This window comes from Herbiconiux sp. FW305-C-125, assembly GCF_058783455.1.
Window position 1 is genome coordinate 61,466 of sequence record NZ_JBYSYO010000015.1, and the last position, 22,134, is coordinate 83,599.

At 64.1% G+C, this 22,134-nt stretch carries 24 protein-coding genes; 7 read left to right on the forward strand and 17 right to left on the reverse strand.

The genetic code is table 11. The features are described from left to right. Positions 1 to 320: 320 nt before the first annotated feature. Both AC3WLB_RS23130 and AC3WLB_RS23135 read right to left on the reverse strand, forming a co-directional pair. Positions 321 to 455: a hypothetical protein gene (locus AC3WLB_RS23130; RefSeq protein WP_492510151.1), complete on the reverse strand. Its 135-nt coding sequence runs from the start codon at positions 453 to 455 to the stop codon at positions 321 to 323. 8 nt (positions 456 to 463) lie between these two features. Further along, the gene (locus AC3WLB_RS23135; protein ID WP_492510153.1) at positions 464 to 1,030 is read right to left on the reverse strand and encodes a Chromate resistance protein ChrB; all 567 of its coding nucleotides are present in this window, start codon (positions 1,028 to 1,030) and stop codon (positions 464 to 466) included. A 394-nt stretch (positions 1,031 to 1,424) separates the two neighbouring features. Between AC3WLB_RS23135 and AC3WLB_RS23140 the strand changes: the two genes are divergently transcribed. The 4 genes from AC3WLB_RS23140 (at position 1,425) to AC3WLB_RS23155 (ending at position 3,307) form a co-directional block, all read left to right on the forward strand. Further along, positions 1,425 to 2,027, forward strand: coding sequence for a hypothetical protein (locus tag AC3WLB_RS23140; protein WP_492510155.1), 603 nt, complete (start codon positions 1,425 to 1,427; stop codon positions 2,025 to 2,027). A gap of 22 nt (positions 2,028 to 2,049) precedes the next feature. Continuing rightward, positions 2,050 to 2,325: an immunity protein CdiI family protein gene (locus tag AC3WLB_RS23145; protein ID WP_492510157.1), complete on the forward strand. Its 276-nt coding sequence runs from the start codon at positions 2,050 to 2,052 to the stop codon at positions 2,323 to 2,325. A gap of 153 nt (positions 2,326 to 2,478) precedes the next feature. Beyond that, positions 2,479 to 3,141: a hypothetical protein gene (locus tag AC3WLB_RS23150; RefSeq protein WP_492510159.1), complete on the forward strand. Its 663-nt coding sequence runs from the start codon at positions 2,479 to 2,481 to the stop codon at positions 3,139 to 3,141. 16 nt (positions 3,142 to 3,157) lie between these two features. Then, on the forward strand, positions 3,158 to 3,307 hold the full coding sequence (locus AC3WLB_RS23155; protein WP_492510161.1) for a hypothetical protein: 150 nt from the start codon (positions 3,158 to 3,160) through the stop codon (positions 3,305 to 3,307). 179 nt (positions 3,308 to 3,486) lie between these two features. Here the strand turns inward: AC3WLB_RS23155 and AC3WLB_RS23160 are convergent, their stop codons facing one another. Continuing rightward, on the reverse strand, positions 3,487 to 3,828 hold the full coding sequence (locus tag AC3WLB_RS23160; protein ID WP_492510163.1) for a hypothetical protein: 342 nt from the start codon (positions 3,826 to 3,828) through the stop codon (positions 3,487 to 3,489). Positions 3,829 to 3,932: 104 nt separating this feature from the next. Here AC3WLB_RS23160 and AC3WLB_RS23165 point away from each other — a divergent pair, with 104 nt between their 5' ends. Continuing rightward, positions 3,933 to 4,394, forward strand: coding sequence for a hypothetical protein (locus AC3WLB_RS23165; protein WP_492510165.1), 462 nt, complete (start codon positions 3,933 to 3,935; stop codon positions 4,392 to 4,394). A 5-nt stretch (positions 4,395 to 4,399) separates the two neighbouring features. Here the strand turns inward: AC3WLB_RS23165 and AC3WLB_RS23170 are convergent, their stop codons facing one another. The 13 genes from AC3WLB_RS23170 to AC3WLB_RS23230 form a co-directional block, all read right to left on the reverse strand. After that, positions 4,400 to 5,620 (reverse strand): Shedu anti-phage system protein SduA domain-containing protein, encoded by a 1,221-nt coding sequence (locus AC3WLB_RS23170; RefSeq protein ID WP_492510167.1) that lies wholly within the window; start codon positions 5,618 to 5,620, stop codon positions 4,400 to 4,402. Positions 5,621 to 5,709: 89 nt separating this feature from the next. After that, on the reverse strand, positions 5,710 to 6,252 hold the full coding sequence (locus AC3WLB_RS23175) for a hypothetical protein (protein ID WP_492510169.1): 543 nt from the start codon (positions 6,250 to 6,252) through the stop codon (positions 5,710 to 5,712). Positions 6,253 to 6,401: 149 nt separating this feature from the next. After that, a complete protein-coding gene (locus AC3WLB_RS23180; protein ID WP_492510171.1) occupies positions 6,402 to 7,127 on the reverse strand; it encodes a hypothetical protein in 726 nt (241 codons plus the stop codon). Positions 7,128 to 7,384: 257 nt separating this feature from the next. After that, positions 7,385 to 7,753 carry a hypothetical protein gene (locus tag AC3WLB_RS23185; RefSeq protein WP_492510173.1) on the reverse strand — a complete coding sequence of 123 codons (369 nt, stop codon included), beginning with the start codon at positions 7,751 to 7,753 and terminating at the stop codon, positions 7,385 to 7,387. Then, on the reverse strand, positions 7,750 to 8,163 hold the full coding sequence (locus tag AC3WLB_RS23190) for a DUF4913 domain-containing protein (protein WP_492510175.1): 414 nt from the start codon (positions 8,161 to 8,163) through the stop codon (positions 7,750 to 7,752). Before AC3WLB_RS23190 ends, AC3WLB_RS23185 begins: the two co-directional genes overlap by 4 nt. Beyond that, complete coding sequence (locus tag AC3WLB_RS23195; protein WP_492510177.1) at positions 8,144 to 9,853, reverse strand: type IV secretory system conjugative DNA transfer family protein; 1,710 nt, start codon at positions 9,851 to 9,853, stop codon at positions 8,144 to 8,146. The genes AC3WLB_RS23190 and AC3WLB_RS23195 overlap by 20 nt, the downstream gene beginning before the upstream one ends. After that, complete coding sequence (locus tag AC3WLB_RS23200; RefSeq protein ID WP_492510179.1) at positions 9,853 to 11,409, reverse strand: ATP-binding protein; 1,557 nt, start codon at positions 11,407 to 11,409, stop codon at positions 9,853 to 9,855. The genes AC3WLB_RS23195 and AC3WLB_RS23200 overlap by 1 nt, the downstream gene beginning before the upstream one ends. Further along, a complete protein-coding gene (locus AC3WLB_RS23205; protein ID WP_492510181.1) occupies positions 11,406 to 12,920 on the reverse strand; it encodes an SCO6880 family protein in 1,515 nt (504 codons plus the stop codon). The genes AC3WLB_RS23200 and AC3WLB_RS23205 overlap by 4 nt, the downstream gene beginning before the upstream one ends. Then, positions 12,913 to 14,139, reverse strand: a complete 1,227-nt coding sequence (locus AC3WLB_RS23210; protein ID WP_492510183.1) for a hypothetical protein — start codon at positions 14,137 to 14,139, stop codon at positions 12,913 to 12,915. The genes AC3WLB_RS23205 and AC3WLB_RS23210 overlap by 8 nt, the downstream gene beginning before the upstream one ends. Beyond that, positions 14,132 to 14,866 carry a DUF8175 domain-containg protein gene (locus AC3WLB_RS23215; protein ID WP_492510201.1) on the reverse strand — a complete coding sequence of 245 codons (735 nt, stop codon included), beginning with the start codon at positions 14,864 to 14,866 and terminating at the stop codon, positions 14,132 to 14,134. The genes AC3WLB_RS23210 and AC3WLB_RS23215 overlap by 8 nt, the downstream gene beginning before the upstream one ends. A 19-nt stretch (positions 14,867 to 14,885) precedes the next feature. After that, a complete protein-coding gene (locus AC3WLB_RS23220) occupies positions 14,886 to 15,191 on the reverse strand; it encodes a TrbC/VirB2 family protein (protein WP_492510185.1) in 306 nt (101 codons plus the stop codon). Further along, entirely contained in the window at positions 15,188 to 15,868 is a 681-nt protein-coding gene (locus AC3WLB_RS23225; RefSeq protein WP_492510187.1) for a hypothetical protein, read from the reverse strand. Before AC3WLB_RS23225 ends, AC3WLB_RS23220 begins: the two co-directional genes overlap by 4 nt. A 2-nt stretch (positions 15,869 to 15,870) precedes the next feature. After that, positions 15,871 to 17,190: a MinD/ParA family ATP-binding protein gene (locus AC3WLB_RS23230; protein WP_492510189.1), complete on the reverse strand. Its 1,320-nt coding sequence runs from the start codon at positions 17,188 to 17,190 to the stop codon at positions 15,871 to 15,873. Positions 17,191 to 17,270: 80 nt separating this feature from the next. On the opposite strand from AC3WLB_RS23230, the gene AC3WLB_RS23235 reads away from it, so the two are divergent. Beyond that, positions 17,271 to 17,951, forward strand: coding sequence for a helix-turn-helix domain-containing protein (locus AC3WLB_RS23235; protein WP_492510191.1), 681 nt, complete (start codon positions 17,271 to 17,273; stop codon positions 17,949 to 17,951). On the opposite strand, the gene AC3WLB_RS23240 is transcribed toward AC3WLB_RS23235, so the two are convergent. Further along, a complete protein-coding gene (locus tag AC3WLB_RS23240) occupies positions 17,948 to 18,967 on the reverse strand; it encodes a hypothetical protein (RefSeq protein WP_492510193.1) in 1,020 nt (339 codons plus the stop codon). The two genes, AC3WLB_RS23235 and AC3WLB_RS23240, sit on opposite strands and share 4 nt — an antisense overlap. Before the next feature lie 1,207 nt (positions 18,968 to 20,174). Here AC3WLB_RS23240 and AC3WLB_RS23245 point away from each other — a divergent pair. After that, positions 20,175 to 22,010, forward strand: coding sequence for a helix-turn-helix domain-containing protein (locus AC3WLB_RS23245; RefSeq protein WP_492510195.1), 1,836 nt, complete (start codon positions 20,175 to 20,177; stop codon positions 22,008 to 22,010). The last annotated feature ends 124 nt before the right edge of the window (positions 22,011 to 22,134 follow it).

The window sequence follows — 22,134 nt, forward strand, 5'->3', positions numbered from 1 at the left end:
GTGGAGCCCGCATACCATCCCCCAGTGGGCATTCTCACTAGGGCGGCGTCATTGCTTCTTGCGGGCAAGCCCGCGGTCTACTGACCTGAACCGCCGGTCCGATCGGCGCCCGCTAGACGATCGACCTATCGAAGGCGGCGTTCCCGCTCGATGAATACGCAACGTAATAACCTCACAAGAATCAAAGAGGAGGCACAGCCACTCCCTTACCCTGTGAACCGCAGCGATAGATGGCTGGCTGTTTGCAGCGCTAAATGTCTCTCTCGGTGCTCGTGAGTCGATTCCTCAGCACCCGACCATCGTCGTGGTGGCCTGCATCGTCATCGCAGTGCCGCGATGAGCGACAGCGGTTCAGATCGTCGACGGGCACTGATTGCCAGGATCACGACCAAGGCGAGCCACCCCACAACGAGCCCGCCGACGATACCGGCGACGATCGACCACGGCTGATCCATCGGCCCTCCTACTCGGGGGAGTCGAGCGCCGGGCTGCTCGCTCGCATCACGGCGTAGACCTTCTCCGCATACTCGTCGAGCACATCGGAGCACTGCTGCAGACGCGACTCGGCCGACACGGCCTGCGGGAGCTGCAGCACATCCCGCTTCTTCAAGTCCCGATACCAGCGCCGCAAGCGGTCCAGGCTCTGCTCCTCCTCCTCGAGCTCCCCAAAGCTGTATTTCCGCTTTGCGTGCTCCCGAGCAATCTCATCCTCGAACTTGCCGCAGTCGGCCTCGAATTCAGCCCACTCATCCAGCCGGGCGGCCGAAAAGGCGTCTCTGATCAGGCCCGTTGATGCTGCGTCACGCGGGGCCGCATCGATGACCGCGAAGGTGCCACCGCCAGCGGCACTCAAGTCAGCTGCCCGATCAAGGACTGGCTGAAACGCCTCACCAGCCGGGAGTGCCCATGTCCCGGGGGACACCGGGACTGCACCGCCCTTCCGCAACTCACGCCACACCGCAACGCGATGGCGCGACGGCTCCTTCGGAAGCTGAACCAGAACAAGAACCCAGGCGATAGTGTCCGTCACAATCTTAAGTGTAGCAGCCGTTACATCACAGCGACTTCATCGGGATGCCCTTCCACGCGAACGTGACTGTCGAAGATGATCGCCTCTGGGCAGTTCGCATGCAGCAGGACCCAGTTCCGGAGGTCCGCGTGGAGCTGCCGGTCGAGACCCGTCGAGAAATCAGCTCCGCCTGACTTCTATTGACATAACGTCCATTATCAGCGATATGTCACCGTAGTGTCGTTTGCCTCTTTTCTTGGTAGTTGAGACTCCAAGATTCATATCTAAACGTTACGACGCGGCACCCACGGCGCCAATAACATCCTGTCATCCGCGAGCGGCGGGGCTTCAACGGAGAAAATGGGGGGTAATCGCAATGAGGCGAAAACTGGCACGGGCGGCTATGGCCGCGGTGATGGCAACCACGATGACATTGGCGGCTTCGCCGGCATGGGCGGGCGAAGATGACCAGAGCGGTTGGCACGTGAAAGCCGGCGACACCTGGATTCCCGCTGACGAGCTCGTGGCCCTCGGTGAACTCGGGATGGAGCCCCCGACCGAATCGTCCGAGCCGAGCACGCAGCTCATCAGCTTCGACCAGTGGGCCGAGTGCTATCTGTTCAACAACGAGGGCTACATCCTCAAGCACTACAACCAGCCCTGGAACGGCGTCGTGAACGACATCACCCTCCGCTGCGGCAGCGCGAGCGGCGGCTACAAGCACATCGAGGCCCAACACAAGAGTCAATGGGAGGATCGACTCAACGCCGTACCAGGCGGGGCGTCCTGGGGGTCATGGGACGACCTGATGAGCGTGGCGATCGTCTCCGCGCTGGACTGGTCCGACTGGCTCGAAGACCGCCCCGGCAACAAGCGCTGCGCATACGGGACCGTCGCCTGGTACGACAGCGAAGGGCACATCACCTACATCTTCCAACCCACCATCGTCTGGTCGATCAACAATGAATCAATCATCACCGCCATTCCCACCAGCTCAGGAAGCTGCTCCAACACCTGACCCGCGCAGGACCATCCGGTTCATGCTCGACTGGGGGCACCCATGGCCGCTCTGGGAGAACGGCACCTCGAAGTATGCGCTCACACCTGACGACCTCGACCTGTCCGCCAACCTTCGCGAACGGATGCGGGCGTGGTACGACAGCTGGGAACGCGAATACGACGAGAACATAGGATGGGGCGCGGTGGCCCGTCGTGACCAATTCGATGCCGATGCGGCCGCAATCCTCGAGCAGCTGCAGCACGAAGTGGGATCGTTCGCAGACGTGGCCGACGAGGTAAAAGGCGCCTACCGATAATGACGCAAGCATGGTCTGGCTGATCGAACATCCGATTGGCCAGACCATGCTGCGTCGCATCCGAGGTTTTGACCTGCCCGACAACATGTGCCGGCTGGCAGTGACCTCTCGAACGGACGATAGGCATGCGGAACCGGCCAAGGGGCCGGCACGGTGTCTGGACCCCGCGGGTCGTTGTTTGCCCTGAATCCTTCGGCAGCATATGGACCTGGCTGGGGAGAGCAAGCCGCTACGCGGCCGCCTTCTCCGAAAACTTCGGCACGCGGGATTCCGGCGTGCACGGCTCTCTTCGATTCGCAAGGCGCGACTCACGCTCTGACCGAGATCACCTCGTTCTCGGGCGGTCTCGAGGCGGCGTTGCCCTTCGTGTACTGCGCGATCCAGATCAGTTTGGTGGGGCACCTGCCCATCGTCGTTGACGCCGAGCGAGCGATAAGGCTCGGCGTCGTTGCTTCGATTGGGTACCGTGTGGGCATGGGGCGAATTACTGACGAATTCATTGAGGAGCAGATCGGGTATCTGAAGACCGATCACGAGTTCTACATTGCCTGGGACGAATTCGATGGAGACGAAGACGACCTGCCCGAGCTGAGAGTGCGGTTACGTCGGGCGGCGAAGGCCGCGGGGATGCGTGTCCACACCCGTCTATATGACGACGACGCGGTGTGGGTTTTCGATCCGGATTGGAAACCTAGTCCGGAGGAACTCGCAGCACACAACGACCAACGCCAGCGATCGGCGCAAGAGGCGATCGCGGCGCACCTACAAGAGCAGAGGGCGCAGACACCTGTGAGGCACCTCCGCGCGCTCGACTGATACGCCCGAGAGACCAATGCAAGCACCCCGGCTCGTGAAGGTGGCGCGCGTCGCGACGATTGTTGCGTTGACGCTCTCGGCCGCGATCGGGTTCGTTGTCGCGCCCCAGGTCGACGGGGTTGTGGTGGGGCGACTCGGGTTCGACGTGGACCTCAGCCCCGCGTAGAACTCGATGCAACCATCGCGGTGCCTGCCGTCAGATTCCGCCACGGAACCCCGGTCCGATACCGCCAGATGATCGCCTCGACCACCTACCGATGATCACCGAACGGGCGACCACCTTTCGGCGAAGCGGCATCGAACTCGCCGGCATTCCTCAGTGCCGAGCCAAGCCGGCGCCAGAAGTTACGCCTGAGAGCATCGGATGTCGTTCCGCAATTCGATCTGGGCAGCCTGAATGTCCAAGCCATGTGCCCGAATGAGGGCATCGCTCGCGAACTCGTCGACCAGGTTCAGTGCGGCGATAAGCTCGGAACTGGGAGTGCCATAGGAGCTTTTCGGTTGAAGTCGTCTTGCGTTCCATAGGACGTCCTTCAACTCGTGAGCTCTCTCGATTAGCGCGCCGAAGTTGAGCCGTTGATCTTCCTTATCGGTCGGAGATCCGAGGTATTCGAGCGCTCTCGCCAGGATACGTTCGGCGGCGTCGAAGCCATGATTTGCGTGTTGGTTGGGAGTGAGATCAGCCATATGGTCTCTTCTACAGCATCTACGAGCGGCAGGCGCCGCTTTGGAACGTGCCCAGCGTAATCCAGAGATGAAGGGCCGAGATGGACTCAGGGACTGCCGCGATCGTGAGCGCGCTGATCGTCGCCGCTACGACCATCGTCGCGGGAACGCTCATCCCTATCGGCACTGAGCGAGCGCGACGCGGTGCGGAGATCCGGCGTCAGAATCGCGCAGCGATCATGACACTTCTGCCGCAGATCCTTGAAGTTGCAGCAGAGAACGCGAACCGGGTCGAGAACAGGGTCAATGGCATTCGCCCGGCCTCGCGTGAGGTGCGACTGATCACCCAACTCGACCTCACGGTGAGCGTCTCTGACAGAGAGCTATCCCAAGTTGTGAGGCTCTTAACCGCGGGCGCGCGATCCAATTTGGAGTTGGCCAAGCGAACTCGGTACGTCACCGCGGCGATGACGGTGCTCGCTGAGTGGTCGCAAGGAGGAAGAAGCACCGCGGGGATTCTGAAGTTCTATCTGGAGCTTCTGGAGCAACAGGACGAGCAGATCGGGTTGGGTGAGACCCAGGTCTGATCGAGCTAGAAGTTGTTCCAGCTCGCGGGTGCGAGGCTGAATGCGTCCGCTTGTAATGACATCGCTTGCCGGAGGAGCCAGTCGTAGGAGTGGATTTCGATGGCCGCTCTCTCTGATTCTCGGCGTCGCTGGGAGTCTCGCTCCGTGGTCGACTCACCGCGGCCGATGATGACAAGGCCAGGGTCGATGTTGGTGATGCCGCGAAGGCCGAGCCCATCGTCCCTTCTTGCCCGTTGCGCGTATGCAACGTTCGATGTCAGCCATTCACGCCAGGTATCGATCTGATTGATCGCGTGGCGCACTCCACCAGGGAGTGTGCCGTCTAGATTGTGGAGACGATGAGTAGGAGCTTCGAGCTCGACGGCGACCCACTGCATCCCGAGACTATTGATGCCTAACACGAGGAAATCCGTGACGTACTCGCTCCCAAGCCTGGCTTGTGGGATGACGTATGTCTGCCAGTTCCCGGCTACCAGACAGGCAAGGAGCGACGGGTACCGCTCGAGGAGTTCTTGGAATGGTCGCTCCGTTCGCTCGTCGACGAGGCGACGTTCGAGTTCGAGGGTTGCTTCGGGTGGGGGTATCCGGTTCGCCACGATGTACGGATCGAGATCTGCGAGTGCGGCGAAGTTGACAGATCCGCCGACTCGATTGGGGTCATTGAGCAATGCGGCGTCCAGCGCGGCCCGAGCTTCTTCGTAACCTGGGTCCCCGGCTCGGGCAATGGTCGTCAAGTAGTTGGGCCATGCACTTTTACTCGGTACCCCGCGAAGGTAAATCCGGCCAGCGTCACCGATGCTCGAAATCTCTCGCTGCAGTTGCGGCTCGCTCGCGGGAGCATTGAGTAGGACGATATCTCCTGGCAGAGGACGTAGCGCGCGAAGGCCCCGGGCCGTTTTCAATCCGTACGTTGCGGCGAACCGAGCTGACTTCTCCGCCTTCGTGCCCGTGATGAGTTCTCTCGTTACCGGAAGCTCAAGTTCCTTCTCCAGGTCGTTGAGGCCTTCAAGATCGCCCTCCCGGATCGGAAACTCACGTGCGAAGAGCTCGTCAGAGAGGTGGTCCTGCAGCACGATCGCGAACACCTGGGCAGGAACATCGTCGACGTCAACGCCAAGCTGTCTCGCCAATGTGCGCTGCTGTTCTGTCGGGCCCGCGAATTCCTGCTCGAGGCGCTCCGCCACCTGCTCCCACTTCGGATGCTGTGGATCACCAGCGATACTCACGGATGTAACGTACTGGCCCCGCAGCGTGCGGGGCAAGATCATTGACTGCCGGGGACTTTCCTCCCAGCTGCACTGGGTGCGATCGCTGGCTATTTCAGGCGGTCGTCTTGCATGAGAAAGCTTCTGATCGACCGATTGAGAAGCACCCAGACCTTCTTGGATTCATTTTCGGTGAAGGGATGCCGTTGGTTGAACATGTCCAGCAAGAATTTGTAGTCGTTATCGCCGTTCCAACGGTTGTATTGGTTGGGCGGGAATGCGCCGTTTTGCCAGAGGTCCGCGAGCGTGGCTCGGGAGAAGTGATCGGTTGTGAGCTCGACGCGGCCGCCGTCGGTGAACGTCGTCTTTAGATCGATGAGCTGTCGAAGCACTGAGACGTCTAGGTCGAGCTCTTCAACGTCGAACATGTTGACACAGCTGCTCCCGATCGGGAACAGCTGCGTGCCGGCACCTTGGTTGTGAATTGTATAGAGGTACCGGAGATTCGTCTTTCCGCACACACAGACCCCGCCCGCAGCGGGATCTTCCTCGAGGCTGACGACGCGCCATTCGGTGACCGCGCTCGACCACCTAGTTGCCCGAGACGCAGCGACAACGGCGTTGCGCAGCGCCTCGAAATTATGCGACGTCATCCCTGCCCCCTTACCGACAAGGTATCGGCAGGGCCGGGTGAATGTCACGGACCAGCGTCGTCAGCCGCTATGGCCCGTGCTAAGGCGCGGTTGCTGTGGATGGTTGGCGAGACGGCTCGGCGCCCCCTCGCGCTCCTCCGCTGCGTGTCCTACTGGTCGAGTCCGGTGATCTGGGATGCGCGGAGCCAGGCGAAAACGGTCCATTCGCTGGTGAGGACGTTCGCGAGAGCGTCGGAGTTCTCTGAGGTGGGCAGCGTTTCGTACGTGACGCAGATCAGCGCGCCACCGGTTGTTCTCACGAGCGCGCCGGCGTCGGCGGGGAATGTCATCTCGACGAGGTCGATGCCGAGGTGGAAGGAGAGCTCGCCGCCGACAGCTTCGGCGGTGAGCGGGATCGGGTTCGCTATGGCTTCATCGCGGCTGCTGCTGAATCCGAGGGCGGTGTAGAAGTCGAGGGAGCGTGGGTCGCTCCATGGGCGGGCAGTGTCATCGCGGCGGATCTTGAAGATGTCGCCGGATGGTTTGTGGAGGACGGCGAGGGTGTGGCGCTCCTGGGTGACGGTGCGCCGCCGCCACGGCAGCCAGCTGCGGACCTGCCCGGTCCTTACTCGGTGCTCGTGCGTGCCGACGGTCTGGTTCGTCGCGGGCACGATGACGGTCAGTCCCGGGACGGCGGGTCCGGTCCCGCAGTGCGCGTGGATTGCCGCCACGACCGCGCTCGTGTCGGTCACTTGCGCGGTGAGGCGCAGCGGCCCGTGGCCGAGTTCCTGTTGACATACCATGCACTCGCCCCACGGCTCCGTGGTCTCCTCGAGGGTTCGGACGGTGCTCTCGCCGAGCTGTCCGATCAGGGTCGGGTTGTGGACGAATTTCATGGGCTCTCGCTCCTGGCTTGCGCATCGAACGCGGCCTTGCGCCGCGTCTTCGTGACGTGATGGTTATGGGTCGAGCCCGTGCACAGGACGCGGCATCGGTACCGTGACGTGCGGACCTTGGTGACGACGCGTCCTGTGTGCGGGGGGTCCCGCTGTCCACCTGTGGGCAGGACGAGCCCGGAGGGTTGAGCTCGTGCTGTGCACAGGTGGTCAGGGGGCTACGGAACGCCTCCACCCGGGGGTGGAGGCGTCAGCCTTCACTGGGTACCGAAGTCCGCACGACCCCAGCGTCTTTCAGCATCCATCACTGCGTCGACGGAGGCGATGCTCGGAGGGTTCGGCGCCAAAGATTCGGAAGCCAGTCGAGCATCAATCCAGATGATCCGCGCTGATTCGTCGACGTGCCAGTCGCCCACCGTGGCGTAGTCATCGGCCGCAAGCACGGTCGACACCGTGAGCAAGGCCGTCACACTGAGGTGCTGATCATCGTCGGGGCTGAACGAGACGCGCGAGCCAAAATCACCTGTGCGCTCGGGGCCAGAGAAAGCCCGAATGGCCCAACCGGCCGCCTCATCGTGGAAGACTTCAATACTTCCAATTGTGCTGAGCCCAAAGCGATCGCTCACCTGTCCGCCCTCCTATGGTCTGGGCTATCTTGACACGGCGACAGTCCCGCACGGTGGGCTGCTTTACCGGTGCCGGGCTTCACGTCGTTCAGCAGCTCGGCCGGCTTGTGCCCGTAATTGCAGCGGCGAAACGCGCCACGCTCGGCGTCGACGAGCATCGGGATGTGGTGGTCGAGCACGTCGCGGAGGAACGAGTGAAGCATTGCATCCTCTTCGGCGAGCATGTGTGTCCAGGCGTCCCAGATCGCGGCGAGGCGGGTTACAGCGTCGGGGTGCTCGCGCCACTCTAGGCACCACACAGTGCCCTTGCCGCCGCTCGTGAGCGTCGGCAGGAGCACGTAATTGACCCACTCGGGCAGACCGTCAGGAACAGCCGTGATCGGGAGGCGGTCAGGCAGCATCAGCGTCATCCGTTCGGCTCGCCGCGGCAGTCGCCGCGGCCGTCTGGTTCAGCTTGACCAGCTGCTTGTCTTTCCACCATGGGATCGACCGGACGAGCACCGGCCGACACCCAGAGGCGAAAACGACCATGCGGCCAAGGGTCAGGGACGCGAGGTCGGAAACGTCCATGATGCGCTCTGCCTTACGGGAGCGATTCACGGAGCGTTTGCCGTCGTGCGTGGACACCGACCGCTCGGTGTATTCGTAATCTCCGATCAGCTCGGAGAGGTCGCGCAGGAAGGTGTTGGAGGCGTTACCGCCACCGAACACCCGCACCGTCGACGACGCCCACAGCTTCCCGAACCCGGTCACGCCCCACACCTGTTCGCCCTGCTCCTGGGTTTGAAGAATCGTGATGACGATGATTCCGCGAGAGCCGTAGGTCGTGTACTTGTCGGGAAGGTCGGGAATCCGGCAGATGTTCCCGGCCTCATCGAGGATCGCCATGAACGGTTTCTGCAGCCGCCCCGAGGGTTCCTGCCGTGCGGTGTTCTCCGCGGCCGTCAGAACCGCCCTGGTGAGTGCTGCAATTAGCGGGCCGGCCGAGCCCGGCCCTTCCTCGCTGAACAGGTACAGGGTGTCAGAGGGAGCCGTGACGAGCTGCTGAGGGTCGAACTCGGGGTGCCCGTCCTCGTGGGGCTGCACCCACTCCCGCACCGACTCGGAGGAGAGGAAGCTCAGGGCCTCGCGGGCGTAGGCAAAGACACCGGAGCGGGTGCGCTCGGTCATCTGCTGCATCGACTCAATTTCGGCCGCAATGTGCGGGTAGCCGTTGGCGTCCAGAATCTCGATCGGCTTCGGGTCGTCCTCGCGGCCGAGCCAGGCGGTGACGGTCGGGAGGTATTCGCCCGCGATCGCGGCCGCGAAGAGGTAGCGCGACATAAGCGTGCGCCCGGTCTGGGGAAAGAACGGGTCTTTGTCGCCCTCAGCTCCGTACGTCGCCGCGGCGAACACCGCGGCGAGGCTGGAGCCATCCTCCACCGTGCGAACGCCCGCCAGGGGGTTCCACCAGCAGTCGTGCCCCCGGTACGCCGAGGCGAGCCGCTGGGGGTCGAAGATGTAGACCGTGCCGGCCGCAGCACGCACCGAGAGGGTGTCGGCCAGGATATCGGGCTTGACCGACGTGGCCAGCAGCGGCCCCGGCGCCGCCAGAATGTTCGGCGTGACGATCGACGCGGACTTGTTGCGGCGCGGCCCGGCAATGGCAGTCACGGTGTCCTCATAGGACGCGCGCACCGGCACGGAGCCGGTCAACGTGTGCCCCACGGTGACGCCGACGAATTGCGCCGGAATCCCCATCCGCTCGTGACGCTTGCGCAGCGCGGCCGGCAGGAGCGGCTTGATCGAGTTGCCCGCCCCCATCTTCGCGGCGGCGCGATCGGCCGGCGAGCGATCGCGGCCGCTGCGGGCGGCAATGACGATCGCCACGACGATCACGACCAGGACGATGATGCCCACCAGCACCGCGGCCGCGGTGTGTGCGCCCGTCCACGGTGCACCGTCGCGGATCGCCAGAACGGGGTTAACGACGCCGGTCGCGGTGCCCGTCCACCACCCGGCGAGCGTCCAGACGGACACCACGCCGGCCGCGGCCAGCAGCAGCACGCCCATGACCACGAGAGGGGCGTAGGAGCCGCCGCGGCGGGTGACGGCCGACATTAGACCACCACCCGACGTTCGTTGTCGTGCCGGCGCTGAGCCCGGAATCGCTCGTCAGCGATGTGGAAGCCCACTTGGGTCGGGGTCTGGATCATTTGCACAGGAACGCCGGGCCGGCCTTCGACCTTGAACAGCACCTTGCCGGCACCGGGAGGCGGCGCGCTGGCCGCTCCGGTGCGAGGACCGGCTCCCCAGGATTTCGCCGCGTTGAAGCCAGAAACCATCGCCTTTTCCTTGTTCGTGAGCGGCTTGATTTCGCCGAGCACGTCGAGGTCCTCATTCGTGAGGGCCATGAGCCCGAGCAGGCCAGAACGCTCGGCCAGGCCGCGCGCCTTCTCTCGGTCTTCCGGGTCCGGCAGCGACATCATGTCTTTGGGAGAGTGCGTGATCTTCATTTCGGCGGTTCCGACTGAGCGGTTTGAGCGCGAGAGCGCGTCCACCTGGTCAACGATTCCTTTGGTGGCACGCATCGGATACCAGAATTCGTCCATCAGCGTTGTGTATCCGCTCCACATCACCGCGGGCACGTACACCTCGCCCTCGGCCGCGGCCTCCGCCTGCTTGGCCGCTTCGGCCTTCGCGACCTCCCAGTGGGCGTCGATCGAATCCATGCCGAGGGACCACGACATGAGCATGGCGGTGGACAGCAGCTCCGTGGCCGATTGTGGGATCGAGGACGTGTCGAAGCAGAAACCGCCCCGGTTACCGAGGTCGATCTCTACCGATCCGGTGCCGCCCAGGAGCCGGCCGAGGTCGCCCGAGAGCATGGACTCGATCGAGTCGCCCAACTTGGAGAACTTCGCTTCAAATAGTTCGGCGGTCCGCATCCGAGCAACCGACAAGACACGCTCGGAGGGCTCTCGGAATGCCTGCCGCAGATCGCTGGTCACGGGAGAGAGGGTGCGTTCCAGGATGGTCTTCACGAGCGCTTCTAGCACCGTGTTCTCGATGTCCAAGATTGGTTCCCCACCGCGGCTTATCCGGAGCACGAGCTGGGCTTGCTTGGTGACTTTCCACATGGCCAGGTCGGTGAGCTCCGCCCCCACGGTCCCGCCGATCTGGTCAGCGGCACGGCCTAGTGGCCCGCGGGAGAGCAGGTTCAGTTGGTGTCTGGCGTTCGGCCCGAACTCGAACACCGCGCCGCCCGCTTGCTCCACGAGCGGGGTGTGCTCGCCCTTCTTCAACGGGTTGAACACGGCGGGAATCATTCCTCTGGCCATCATCCCGAGCGTCATCGTCTGCGCGGTCGAGGACTTCCCCACCCCGTTGATGCCGAACAGGAACATCGACGGCGACGAGATAACGCCGTCCATATAGAAAGCGTGGTGATCCAGCGCCACGGCGGTGCCGGTCAGCAGGTCGGTGCCGCACGGAGCACCCGACACGGGGCGGGCGGTGCCGGCCGTGAACGGGAAGATGCCGTTGGTCTGCACGGACGACCCGTACCAGAGCGGCGCGGCGGGGACACGGTTCCACCGCCCACCGCCGCGGCCCAGGTATCCGGTCGGGGTCAGGGTGCGCGGCTTGGAACGCTTCCAGGCTGGTGTGAGTTTCATACGATCCCCTTCATGGCAGCTTCTACGGTTGTCTCGTGCAGCCACGGCAGCACCCCGAGGGGCAGCGTCGTATGGAACGCGGGTCCGGCGTCGTAGTCGCAGAACCGATACGACAGCGCAGACGAATTAAGCAGGGACTTGAGTTTCAACTCGGCATCCTTGTACGCCCGGTGATCCGGCTCGAAGCTGACTGTCACGGCCATGCTGAACCGGGTCACGGCCGCACCCTCGACCACTTCGGTTTCGAGCTTCTGCGCCTTGCCTTTCAGAGCACGGTCAGCGGCTGTCTCTCGTGCCTTCGCGGAGGCCGTGGTGTGGGCGCGGGCGTCCAGGCGCTGCACCAGCTGCACCGCCTTGTCGGGTGACACCGGCCGGTAGAAGATCGCCACCCGCTTGCGGAGGAACCGGTCGGCCGGGCTGAACAGCGGGGCCATGGTGTCTTCGGTGATATGCAAGGCCGGTGGTGCCAGCACGAGCGCCGTCATCGACGCGACCCCATCGTGTTGGCAGATGCGCTTGGAACTGTCGTCAAAGTAGTCGGGGCCGGCCTCCGTGACGTGTAGTCCCGAACCCTGCCCGCGCAGCGCGTCACTGGCGAACTCGGCCGACCGCTCCGGGTTGTAGGCGACGCGGACGGCCTCAGCGAGAACCGTGCTCGTGGCCACCGATACCGCGCCCCCGCCCGCCGCGCGCAGCGCCTCGACCTGATAGGGCAGCTTCGCCGCGACCTCCGCCACAGCGTCCTCCACCGACATGCCCAGTGAGGGAATCAACCAGGTGAGAGTCGCCCAAGTCGAGACCTCTGAATAGCGCGCGGGCAGCTGCTCGCCCGCTTCCAGGCTGTGCCGGCGTGCAATCTCCGGTGCGTCGGGGTCGAGGTCGGAGATGATGCGCTCGACCAGTGGCCCCTTGTCGCGCAGCGCCGATTCCACAACCACTGTCGCGCCGGCCAACGCGTCGTCTTGCGACAGCGAGGAGATCCACGCCCCGTATGCCACGACCGACCCATCGATGGTGGGTTGGGTCTGCATGTCGGTGCCGTCTGGATTGCACGACAGAACGGCCGTCAGAGTCTTGGTGCGGGGGTTGTGCAGCAGAGTGAACGGCCGGCCAAAGCCGTCCGTTCCGCTGATTTCGACCACGTTGGCCAGGATGCCCGGCAGCGAGGTGAGGTGATCGGCCGGCAGAGTCGAGAACAGCCCCGACCGGAACGACGCTTCCCCGCGGCGGGCTCGGCTCTTACCCGATGCCCGCTCTACGACCATGGCGGCGAGGGTGCGGCCGGTTGTGTCGCCACCGAACCGCAGCACGAACACCAGGTTGAAGCCGGCCGCCACCGCGAACACGATGAGCCCGCCCCCAAACCATCCGCGGGTGAACATCATCACCATGAGGATGACTCCACCAAGAAGGACCGCCCAGCCGGGCAACGTCAGTCCGGCCAGGGTCGCGCGCGTCGTCGGCAGCCACACCCCGAACCGCACCCGTTTCGGCGTCGTCTCCTCAGTCATCGTCAATCATCTCTCCCACTCCGCGACTCCCCGAAGGGATCGCGCCCGCTAGATCACGCGCCGAATCCCAGCCCGAACGACCAGAGCCCGACGACCCCGAAGAACCCGCCGCGCCAGAAGAACCCGATGCGCCGCCCGAGTCTGAGCCGCCCGCCGATCCGGTACCGCCACCAGAGCCAGCGCTACCCGCGGGCCCAGCTGGGCCCGTCGCGCCGGCAGCCCCAGCAGATCCCGTAGCCCCCGCACTGCCGGCCGCGCCGGCGGAACCCGCCGAGCCGGCGGAGCCGGCCGCAGCCGCACTAGCCGGCGCGGATGCGCCGGCCGTTGCGACTGCCGAGCCCACCGCGACTGTTGCGACCGCGGCAGTCTTAGCCGTACCGACGAGAATTCCGCCCGCACTGGCTCTACCCACCGCCGATGTGATCGGCACCACCAGGCGCATGAGCGCCGGCAGGGCGAAGATCGCCAGCGCGAACACAGCCAGACCGACCATTGCGGCCTCCGGGCCGTCGCGGCCCTGCTTGAACCGGATCGCGAGCCCATAGAGCGACGCTGCGACCGGCGAATAGAGCACGAAGGCCAGCAGCCAACCCGTCGTCTTCTCCCACAGGGCTTCTTGCTTCTCGAACATCGCGCCCGCCGCGGCGATCGGCCAGAACGGCAGCAACACCGACACTGCGACCGCGCGCAGCAGCATGATGATCCACTGGATACCGACCGCCAGCGCCCCGAGCAGCCCGAATATCAGCTGCATGGCCACGTTGCTTGCGAACGTTGCCGAGTCCCACAGCACTTGGTTAGTGCCCTCCGTGGCTTGGGCCGATTCAAGGATGAACTTCGCCAGCGCATTCGACCCGGTTTGCAACACCGAGAAGAACGCCACTCCCGCGATCGCGACGAGAATAGCGCGCAGGAATTTCTTCGCCGCCTCCGCCGCCACATCACCGCGAGCCGCTAGAGCGATCCGGATGCCGGCAACCATGAGCCCGAGAGCCAGAAGGAACACCTGAACCGGTAGCGCGATCCCGCGGAACCAATCGGCCGTGCTTCCGCCGATAACCCCGTCAAGCCCGGCGCCGATCCATGACGTGTAGAACCCGTTCCACAGATCGTTCGCGCCCTGCATCAGTTGCTGAGCGAACTTCTCCAACTCGCCCTGAGCAACCGAGGAAATGCCGCACCCGATCCAGTTGGCCGGGTTGGAGCAGTCGTCAGCCATTACCGACCGCCGTCCACGATGTGTAGTCGGTTGGGCCTACATCAGTGGCCTGGCCGGTGGAGCCGGTGTCGAGCGGTTTTACCTTCCAATCGCCGTCAGCCCATACCATCGGGAACGGCAGTCCGCGCTGTCCTGTAGTACTGCCGGGGTACCGGAGTACGACACGCACCATGGCGCGGTCGCCGTCGTATTCCTCGATTTGGAATCCAACTATCGTTACCCCGTTGGATTCGATTGACTCCTTGAGTTCAGACGGAGGATTGTCTTTCAGTTGCTCGAGAAGCACGTCCTTTCCGGGCGAATCGGCTACGTAGAACTGGGTGGTGTCGAGTGGTGTGTGATCGACCTGCGAATACAAGAACGTCACCGCGGCAAGCGCCGCACCGACCGGTGAGTGTTCGAAGCACGCAGGGAATCCCTCGGTGCTTGTCGTCGGTCCGGTCGAGTCGGATACCGGCCACGTAATCCCGTCAACCGCGGCCCACCGCAAGTCGGCGGGCACTTCCCGGTCCTCGCTCGGTGGCGCTTTGCAGCCGATGCCGCCTGCGTCCGCGGTCGGCATGCTCGAGGCGGCCGCCGACGAAGATGTTGCGGCCCCGTCAGGTGTGGTGGTCGGGGTGCCGGCAGGCAGGAAGAAGATCACGAGCGCGGCCACGATCGCGACGGCGAGTACTCCCAAAGACAGAATCAGGGTGATCTTGCTCGCGCGGTTGCTTTCCTTCACCATCACGGTCTAACCGCCTCCCCTAGCCGACGCCCGGCACGCAGTTGGGGTCAGGGTTCAGGAAGATCGAGACAATGCCGGAGGCGGCACCGATCAGAACCACGCCGGCGATCCACCAGCCCAGCGACTTCATCATTTCGCCGCCGTCGCCGCGGCGGGAGGAGAAGAACATGCCGATACCGATCAGGATCAGCGCCACGACAGCGAGAGCGACAGCGATCAGCTGAGTCCAGAACTTCGCCGTGTCGAGCGCATTCGTCGCATCGGCGGGCAAGCAGTATGGGGCCGCGGGAACCGCCGCGACGGCGGCGTGTACCAGGTCGATCATGTTGATTCCTTCCATGAGCCGCGGACTGCCGCAGCGATCTTTGCCGCGGCTTTTGCCACGGTGGGGTGGTGTGGGACTGTCAGCGTTCCCCGCAGAGCGGGAATCCAGGGAACGCGGATAATCGGCGCAGCGCCGGAGAGAACTCTGATGCCGCGGCGTACGTCCGGGGGTACTTTGCCGGGGGCATCCGCGACCATCAGCACCGCGCCTGCTCGGTAGGTCAGCTGTTTGGCTTCCTCGACGCCGCGCAACGTGGTGCGCGCCACCAGCAGAAGCCGGCTCTTGGCGGCGTCAGGAGCCGGTATCTCGATGCCACCAAGCAGCTCGGCCCAGGTCGTCACCCCGGAGCCGTGATGGGGCCCGTAGAGCGTCCAGCCGGCCCTTATGGCTTGTTCATCGACCGTGGGTGTTTCAGCGCGGCCGCGGGCCGGCCGGAGCCATTGCAGGATGCGGGGGTCGGTCAGTGCCGTGGTGGTCACCGATCCGTCAGCGCTGAGAGTCAGCGTGAACGCCGGCTGCCCTGTGGGGTGCACATCGAGTTCGCGCTCCCCCAGGCCGCCGCTATCGATTCCTAACAAGTCGATGATGAACCTGGCCGGTTCGGCGCCGGCCGGAACTTCGACTGTCTGCCCGCCGACGAGCCACATCGGGCCGGCCAATTGTGCGACGGTCACCATGGCTAAAGCCCGCCGACGATCGCGGCCGTGGCCGCGAGATAGGCCCGCTGGGTAGCCGGTGCCAGGTTCTCGTACACGATCTGGGAGCCGTCCGCGAGGGCTTCGTCATAGGGCACGGTCACCACCTCTCGCACGTAATGGCTGAAGTGCTCGATCGTCGACGCTCGCTGCTCGGCCGCGGCCTTGTCGCGGGGACTCCCCTTCCGGGCCGGCCGCGCCGGTTCGGTGAGGATCAGTACGCCGCGTGCGAGTTTCGATTCCAGGCCCTGAGCGATCAGGGTGTCGACCGTCGCCGCGAGCTTCTTCGCAGAGTCGCGCTTGTTCAGCGCTACGAGCACGATTTCGTCAGCGATCTCCATCGCTGCCTGCCAGGTGCTCGCGGTCGCCGCGTTTCCTGTGTCGACGAGGATCAGGTGGTAGAACTGGCGCAGCATTCCGTGTAGCTGCACGAACGCAGTACCGTCGATGACTTCCTGATTCGACGCCTTGTTCTGTGAGGCGAGAACGTGGAACCGGTTCTCACCCTGCGGACGCACGTAGTTCATCAGTTCCGGTGAGTTTGACGGTACGGCGAAACGATCGATGTTCGTCAGAAGATCCGCTGCCGTCAAGTCGTGCGATGCCGGCATGGCCAGGTCGCCGAGAGTGCCCTGATTCTCGTTGTTATCCCACGCCAGGATGTTGCCGCCGCGCACTCGCCCAGCCGTGGCTCCCACGAGCTCGGTCGCCGTGGTCTTTGTCGCGCCGCCCTTCAGGTTCGCGAAAACCACGGTCTTATGACCGGCAAGGCCGCGCTGCACCGCCGCCCGCCACACGCGCTCTTGAAGCTCGGGAGCTCCAGGTGCGATTCGCAGCCCAAGACCATTCAGCACTCCGCGCCAGCCGTACTGCGCCGGATGTGGCGGAGGTTCTGCGATCGTCGCCCCGAAATCCGCAGCAGAGGGCTTCCGGCGAGTTTGTAGCGCCTCTCCCCCACGTGCTGGCGCGGACGTCGCAGCCGCTATCGACGTCGGCCGCGGCACGGGAGCCGCCACGTCTCCTTCCGCCGGCGTCAGCTGCCCGTCGACGGGTGGCTGTGCCATCGCCACCGCGCCATCAGCAGCGACGGTGAACCAGGTCTGTCCGTCCCCTCCGGTGCTTCGCACGAGCACCGGAGCGCCACTCTCGTGCGCTTCCACGGCAAATGAAGCGATGGCGGCGCCATACGCGCTCGCTCCATCGTCCGCCCGAACCTGCTCACCATCCACCGTGACTGAGCCGTTGACTTCACTTACGAACTCACGCCAACCCGAATGCCCCGTAGAGCGAAATGACCTTGTCATATCGTTCATTGTAATCAGGTGAGCGATGAAATGCGCATTTCCGACAATTAGTCATGGAAGGATGTGATTCATGAGCGGGAATGAACGGCACAGTCGGCCAAAATGGGGGGATGCGTGGGGACAGTGCAACCAATCCGGGACCTGACCCGATGCCAAACGACGTCGTTCTAGCAGCGGAGGTCCTGGGGAGTCCCCACAACTCCGAGATTGCGTCCTATCTAGCAGCTCACTCGGAAGCCACCTTCGGGCAGATTTCCAAGGCTCTGCAGGAGCGCGGCATCGACGTGGTCAAAGGAACTCTGTCTCACCGACTGCGGACCCTGGAAGGCGCCGGCGTCATCACCGGTGATCTTCCCCGCGACCAGCGCGGCCGAGGCAAAGTGGTGCGCTATTCGCTGGTGCCTACGAGGCTTCAGTACCTGGTCTCACGCCAGCTCGACTACATGCTCGGGCTGCTCCCCCAGGAAGGTCACGGCGGAGCTGCTGCCCTGCATCCGACCGCGGACGCTGGCGAACCGTTCGGACCCGTGAGCGCTCAAATCCTGAACATGCTCGCCAGCCACTCGCCAGCGACCCTCGAAGAAATTCGGGAGCACATCGACGACCGCGCCGCACGAGCACGACTGACAACGATGGTCGGCCTAGGATTCGTCACCGAAGACTCAGAAGGACGCTTCCGAATCAGCCGCTCCGGCGTGGCCGAAGCGGCGCGAGTACTCTTCAACGCGTCAGTGACGCGCGAATCAGAGCCGGACGCTTAGCTCCGGGCCCTCTCCATTTCGCGAGGCTGGATCATGTCGCGGAAGGTCTCCCACAGCGCGTACGCCGGCTCCGACCACCGGAAAGAGCCTTGCTCCTTTTCGTGCCACAGCCACCGCTCGTTGCTCAGACCCAACGCGCGTAGAGCGGCGCTCTCGACGATCGCGCTGCCTGCACGAACGAGAGCGACGTAGCCGGTTGCCCGGTATTCGTCCTTCAACTCGTAGCCGAGGGACTTGCAGACCCACCCGTAGAAGTCGCTCATTACGGTCTCGAACTCTTCCTGGCGCTCTTCGAGAATCGTCATGAGAAGCGGCGTCATTTCGCCAGAGATGACCGCGAGATATTCGAGCCACTGCATGGACTGAGCTACGTTCGAGCTGTTCTCATCACCAAGGCTGCTGATCAGCTTCTGCAGGACCGCTTCGCGCTCCGCCAGCTCGGTTGGGTTCAGCAGACTGATTTCCACCACGAACTTACCGAGCTGAATCGTGGCTGCGTCGTATCGAGGACCAAGACGCTCCGCCACGAAGGCACGCAGCTGCGCCTCGTCCATCAACTCGTATCCATCCCAGGCAGTCGGCATCGTTAGGTGGAGCTCGCGGGAGGCCCGGCGCAGCTCAGTCGTCTCAGGGGCCGATAGCCACGACGACACCGGCACCACTTCATACGCGCAGCGTGCCAATCCTCTGCGATCGACGAGTTCCTGGGCGGCCGCATCGATCGCCGCATCGAGCGCGATTACCCGCCGGGGAGCGTCCACGTCACCAAACAGCGAGCGGTCCCGATCCGTTGCGATCTGCTCGACGTCCGGTGCGAAACGATCGCGGAAAATCTCCGTCCATTCGACCAGCGCCTCGCCCAATGCGCGAAGTGAAGGTGAGGAGAACAGACCGGGATGCGGCGTCTCGGCCGCACACCACTTGGTCGTGAAGACAAACTGGGGAGAAGCGGCAAGGTCACCGGGCGAAAACCGAAAGGTGGAATCCTCTCGACCTTCTATCAAGGCGAGAGTCACGCCTTGTGGATTCACGAGGGCCCACGACAGGCGGGCCCCCTCAATCTCTGAGAACTTCCACCCGCTCTGCAAATTCAACACTTGTCTCCCCTGGTTTGAGATTCCATTACACCCCGAAAGGGGGATATGTCCGCAACTCGGCACGCCCTGACAGCGAGTCATATCGGTCATTATCGATAGATGGACTATTTTCGATGGTCATAGGATGCACAGGAAGTGGTTCTCGCCACATCACTAAAACGTCAAGGAGTTGTGCTTGACCAGTACCAGTCCGCGCGTACTCATAGCCGGGCAGTCCCCCGAGCTCGTTGGGGCCTGGGCCGTGAAGTGTCGGCTTTCCAGAATCAGATTCAGAAAACCGTCGACACACCGACCGTCCTCACAGAATCTGATTCTTAACGCCCATAGATTCAGTGCCATGACTAGCCAGCGATACCGAGGCGGCCGGCAAAGCAAAGGCGACCGCCAAGCACTGATCTCCCGTGTCGCCACTCCCCTCGGCGAAGCTGTCCGCGAAAAAGCCGAAGCCCGAGGGATGAGCGTCAACGACTACATCGCGTCGGTCCTCGCCCGCGAGGTCGGCATGACCGAACTCGCCCCCCAGTCCCCCATCTTGCCCCGCTACCAGGAGTTGCCGATCTCAGAGGTGGCTTAAACGAAAGAGCCCGCCGCAACCGCGGCGGGCCTCTCCCAATAACAAGCTCGAACCAACCAGCTTCCAGGCACGAAGGCTCGAGCTCAACCAGATCAACCAACCCTCACGGGAGGTCTCCCTATGTTCAGGATTGTAGGCTCCGCCACAACTGAGCACAGCGGCAACACCGGCGTGTCACCAAATACCCACGCCCCACAGCTCGCAGCGGCAGACGACCGCGTGCGCCCCCTACCCAAGGAGGCCCGCATCACAGCCGCTTAACAAGAAGCGGCCCGCCGCACAGCGACGGGCCAAAGCCTCTCAGCCACGAACCTGCGAAAAGTTTGGCGACCCAAACAGGTACCGCGGCCGATCTACCAGCAAAGACCGGATCAGATCCGGGCCTTTGTCGTGCCCACCCACCGGAGTGGAGGTAACCCCATCGTAACGCGCCAACCCCAAGACGATGCAGCACAACCGGGCGGCGTGTCACCAAATACCCACCCGTCACAAGATACCCACACCGCCTGGCAACTGACCCGCAAGATCAGCCCCCGCGACCAAGTCCGAATCATGGTCCGCGAAGCCGACGGCCAGCTCCACGCCAACGAGTACCCCCACCTGCACCGCCTCAGCCCACACACACCCAGCACCCCCTGGTGCATAAGGCTCGCTGACGAACACGGCACGTTCCGGCTCCTCTGCTTCGACTTCGACGCCAAGATCGACGAACCCGAGACCGCATCCGACGACTGCGACGCCCTCAGCGCCCTCCTCACCACCCACAACGTCCCGCACCTAGTCTGCGAATCCTCCGCCTCCGGAGGCCGGCACATCTGGATCGCCCCCCGTGGTGGCCTCCCCGCCCACGCCACCGCCGCCCTCGCGACCGCAGCTCGCGCCCACTACCGAAGCCTCGACCACGGAATGCTCCTCAACTCCCGCGAAGGCGCCGCCCGGCCGCCGCTGTCGCCCCACCGCAACGGGAGCCACTCCAGAGTTCTCCGCGGCACCACCGACAGCCTTCTTGACGCGGCCGCCGAGCCTGAAGCGCTCACGGCACTCACCAGAGCGCTCGAGGACACCGCCCCGAACACCCGGACCGAACAGAGCGCCCCCTCGGGACCCACCAACAATCACAGACCCCACCGAAAACTCACCGCCTGGGGCGAATCCCACATGGCCACCGTCCGCGGCGGCAGCAACCCCTCCTGGACCGGATTCATGTGCCTCCTGGCCGCTGCAACGGCCGGCTGGAGCACCCGCGACATCGAACACGCCGCCCGCACCGCCCCCGGCATGGAGCATTACCGCACCAAAAACACCGGCCGGGGCACACGCCGCCCACGAGCAACCCGCGAAGCCACAGACCGCCTCCACCGGCAATGGGCCAAAGCGCAGGAAATCGCAACCTTCCGCAGCAGTCTGCCGGCAGACACCCGGGTCCTCGACCTCACCCAGCTCGACACCATCATCGCGGCCACCGAGACGCTCCTGCAGCGCATGCACGCAAGCCCCGGCAGATGGGGACGCACCGAAGCCGCCGTCAGCGAACGCTCCGTGCTCCTCGCCCTGACCTACCTCAGCGTGCACACCGGCAAAGAGACCGTCGGCGCCTCCATCCGCGACGTCGCTCTTCTCGCCGGCATCGGCCGTACCACAGCCAACCGCGCCCTCACGGCCCTTGCAGCAGACGGATGGATCGAAACCATCCGAACTGCAGACGGTCCCAACGCCAGCGAATTCAGGCTAACCCTGCACTTTTCCACACCATCGGACAAAGACCGGTCACAACCACTTAAGAACCCCCGCCCCCCGGGCCACCTCTTCAGCCTCCGAACCGTCATCCTGGACAAACTCACCCACCTCCTCACAGACGGCCGGCACGACCTTTTCACGCGAGCAGGTCACGGTCACACCGCGGGGCGCATCTACGCAGAGCTCCGCGATCAGGCCGAACCCATCACCGTCGATGGCGCAGCCCGGCTACTCGGAATTGACAGGCGAACGGCGACCACAGCACTCAGCCGCCTCAAGCGCTCACGTCTCGTCGTCAAACGCGGAAAAGGATGGGTGAGGTCGGTGCGCGATCTCCGAGACGCGGCGGCGCGTACGATCGGAGTACTGGGGACGCTGGCTGCTCGAGCTCGTCGATATGCGTACGAACGCGAAGTGTGGGCCTGGTGGCTCGCCGAATACGACACTATGCACAGCAGCCCGCGGCAACGTCCCAAACGCCCCCACGTCTCAGCCAGACCGCTCTTCCGTGACAACGGGTCTGGAGAGCGGACCTGGCCCAGATACCCACGGTCCGCCGACGGCTGGGCCAACCACCGGGAGGCCCGATATTACGTCGAGGCCGGCTACCTTCGGCCCGGCAGTCGCTGGACCGTCGGCGACGTCGCCTAAGCCAACCTTGGGTCGAGCTCTTGGCTAGAGATCGACCGGTGGTGCTGCTGCACCGTCACCAAATACCCCCAGCTGACGCCCCATCGTGGGCATCTGGTGACGCGAGTGCGCGCGGACGGCCATC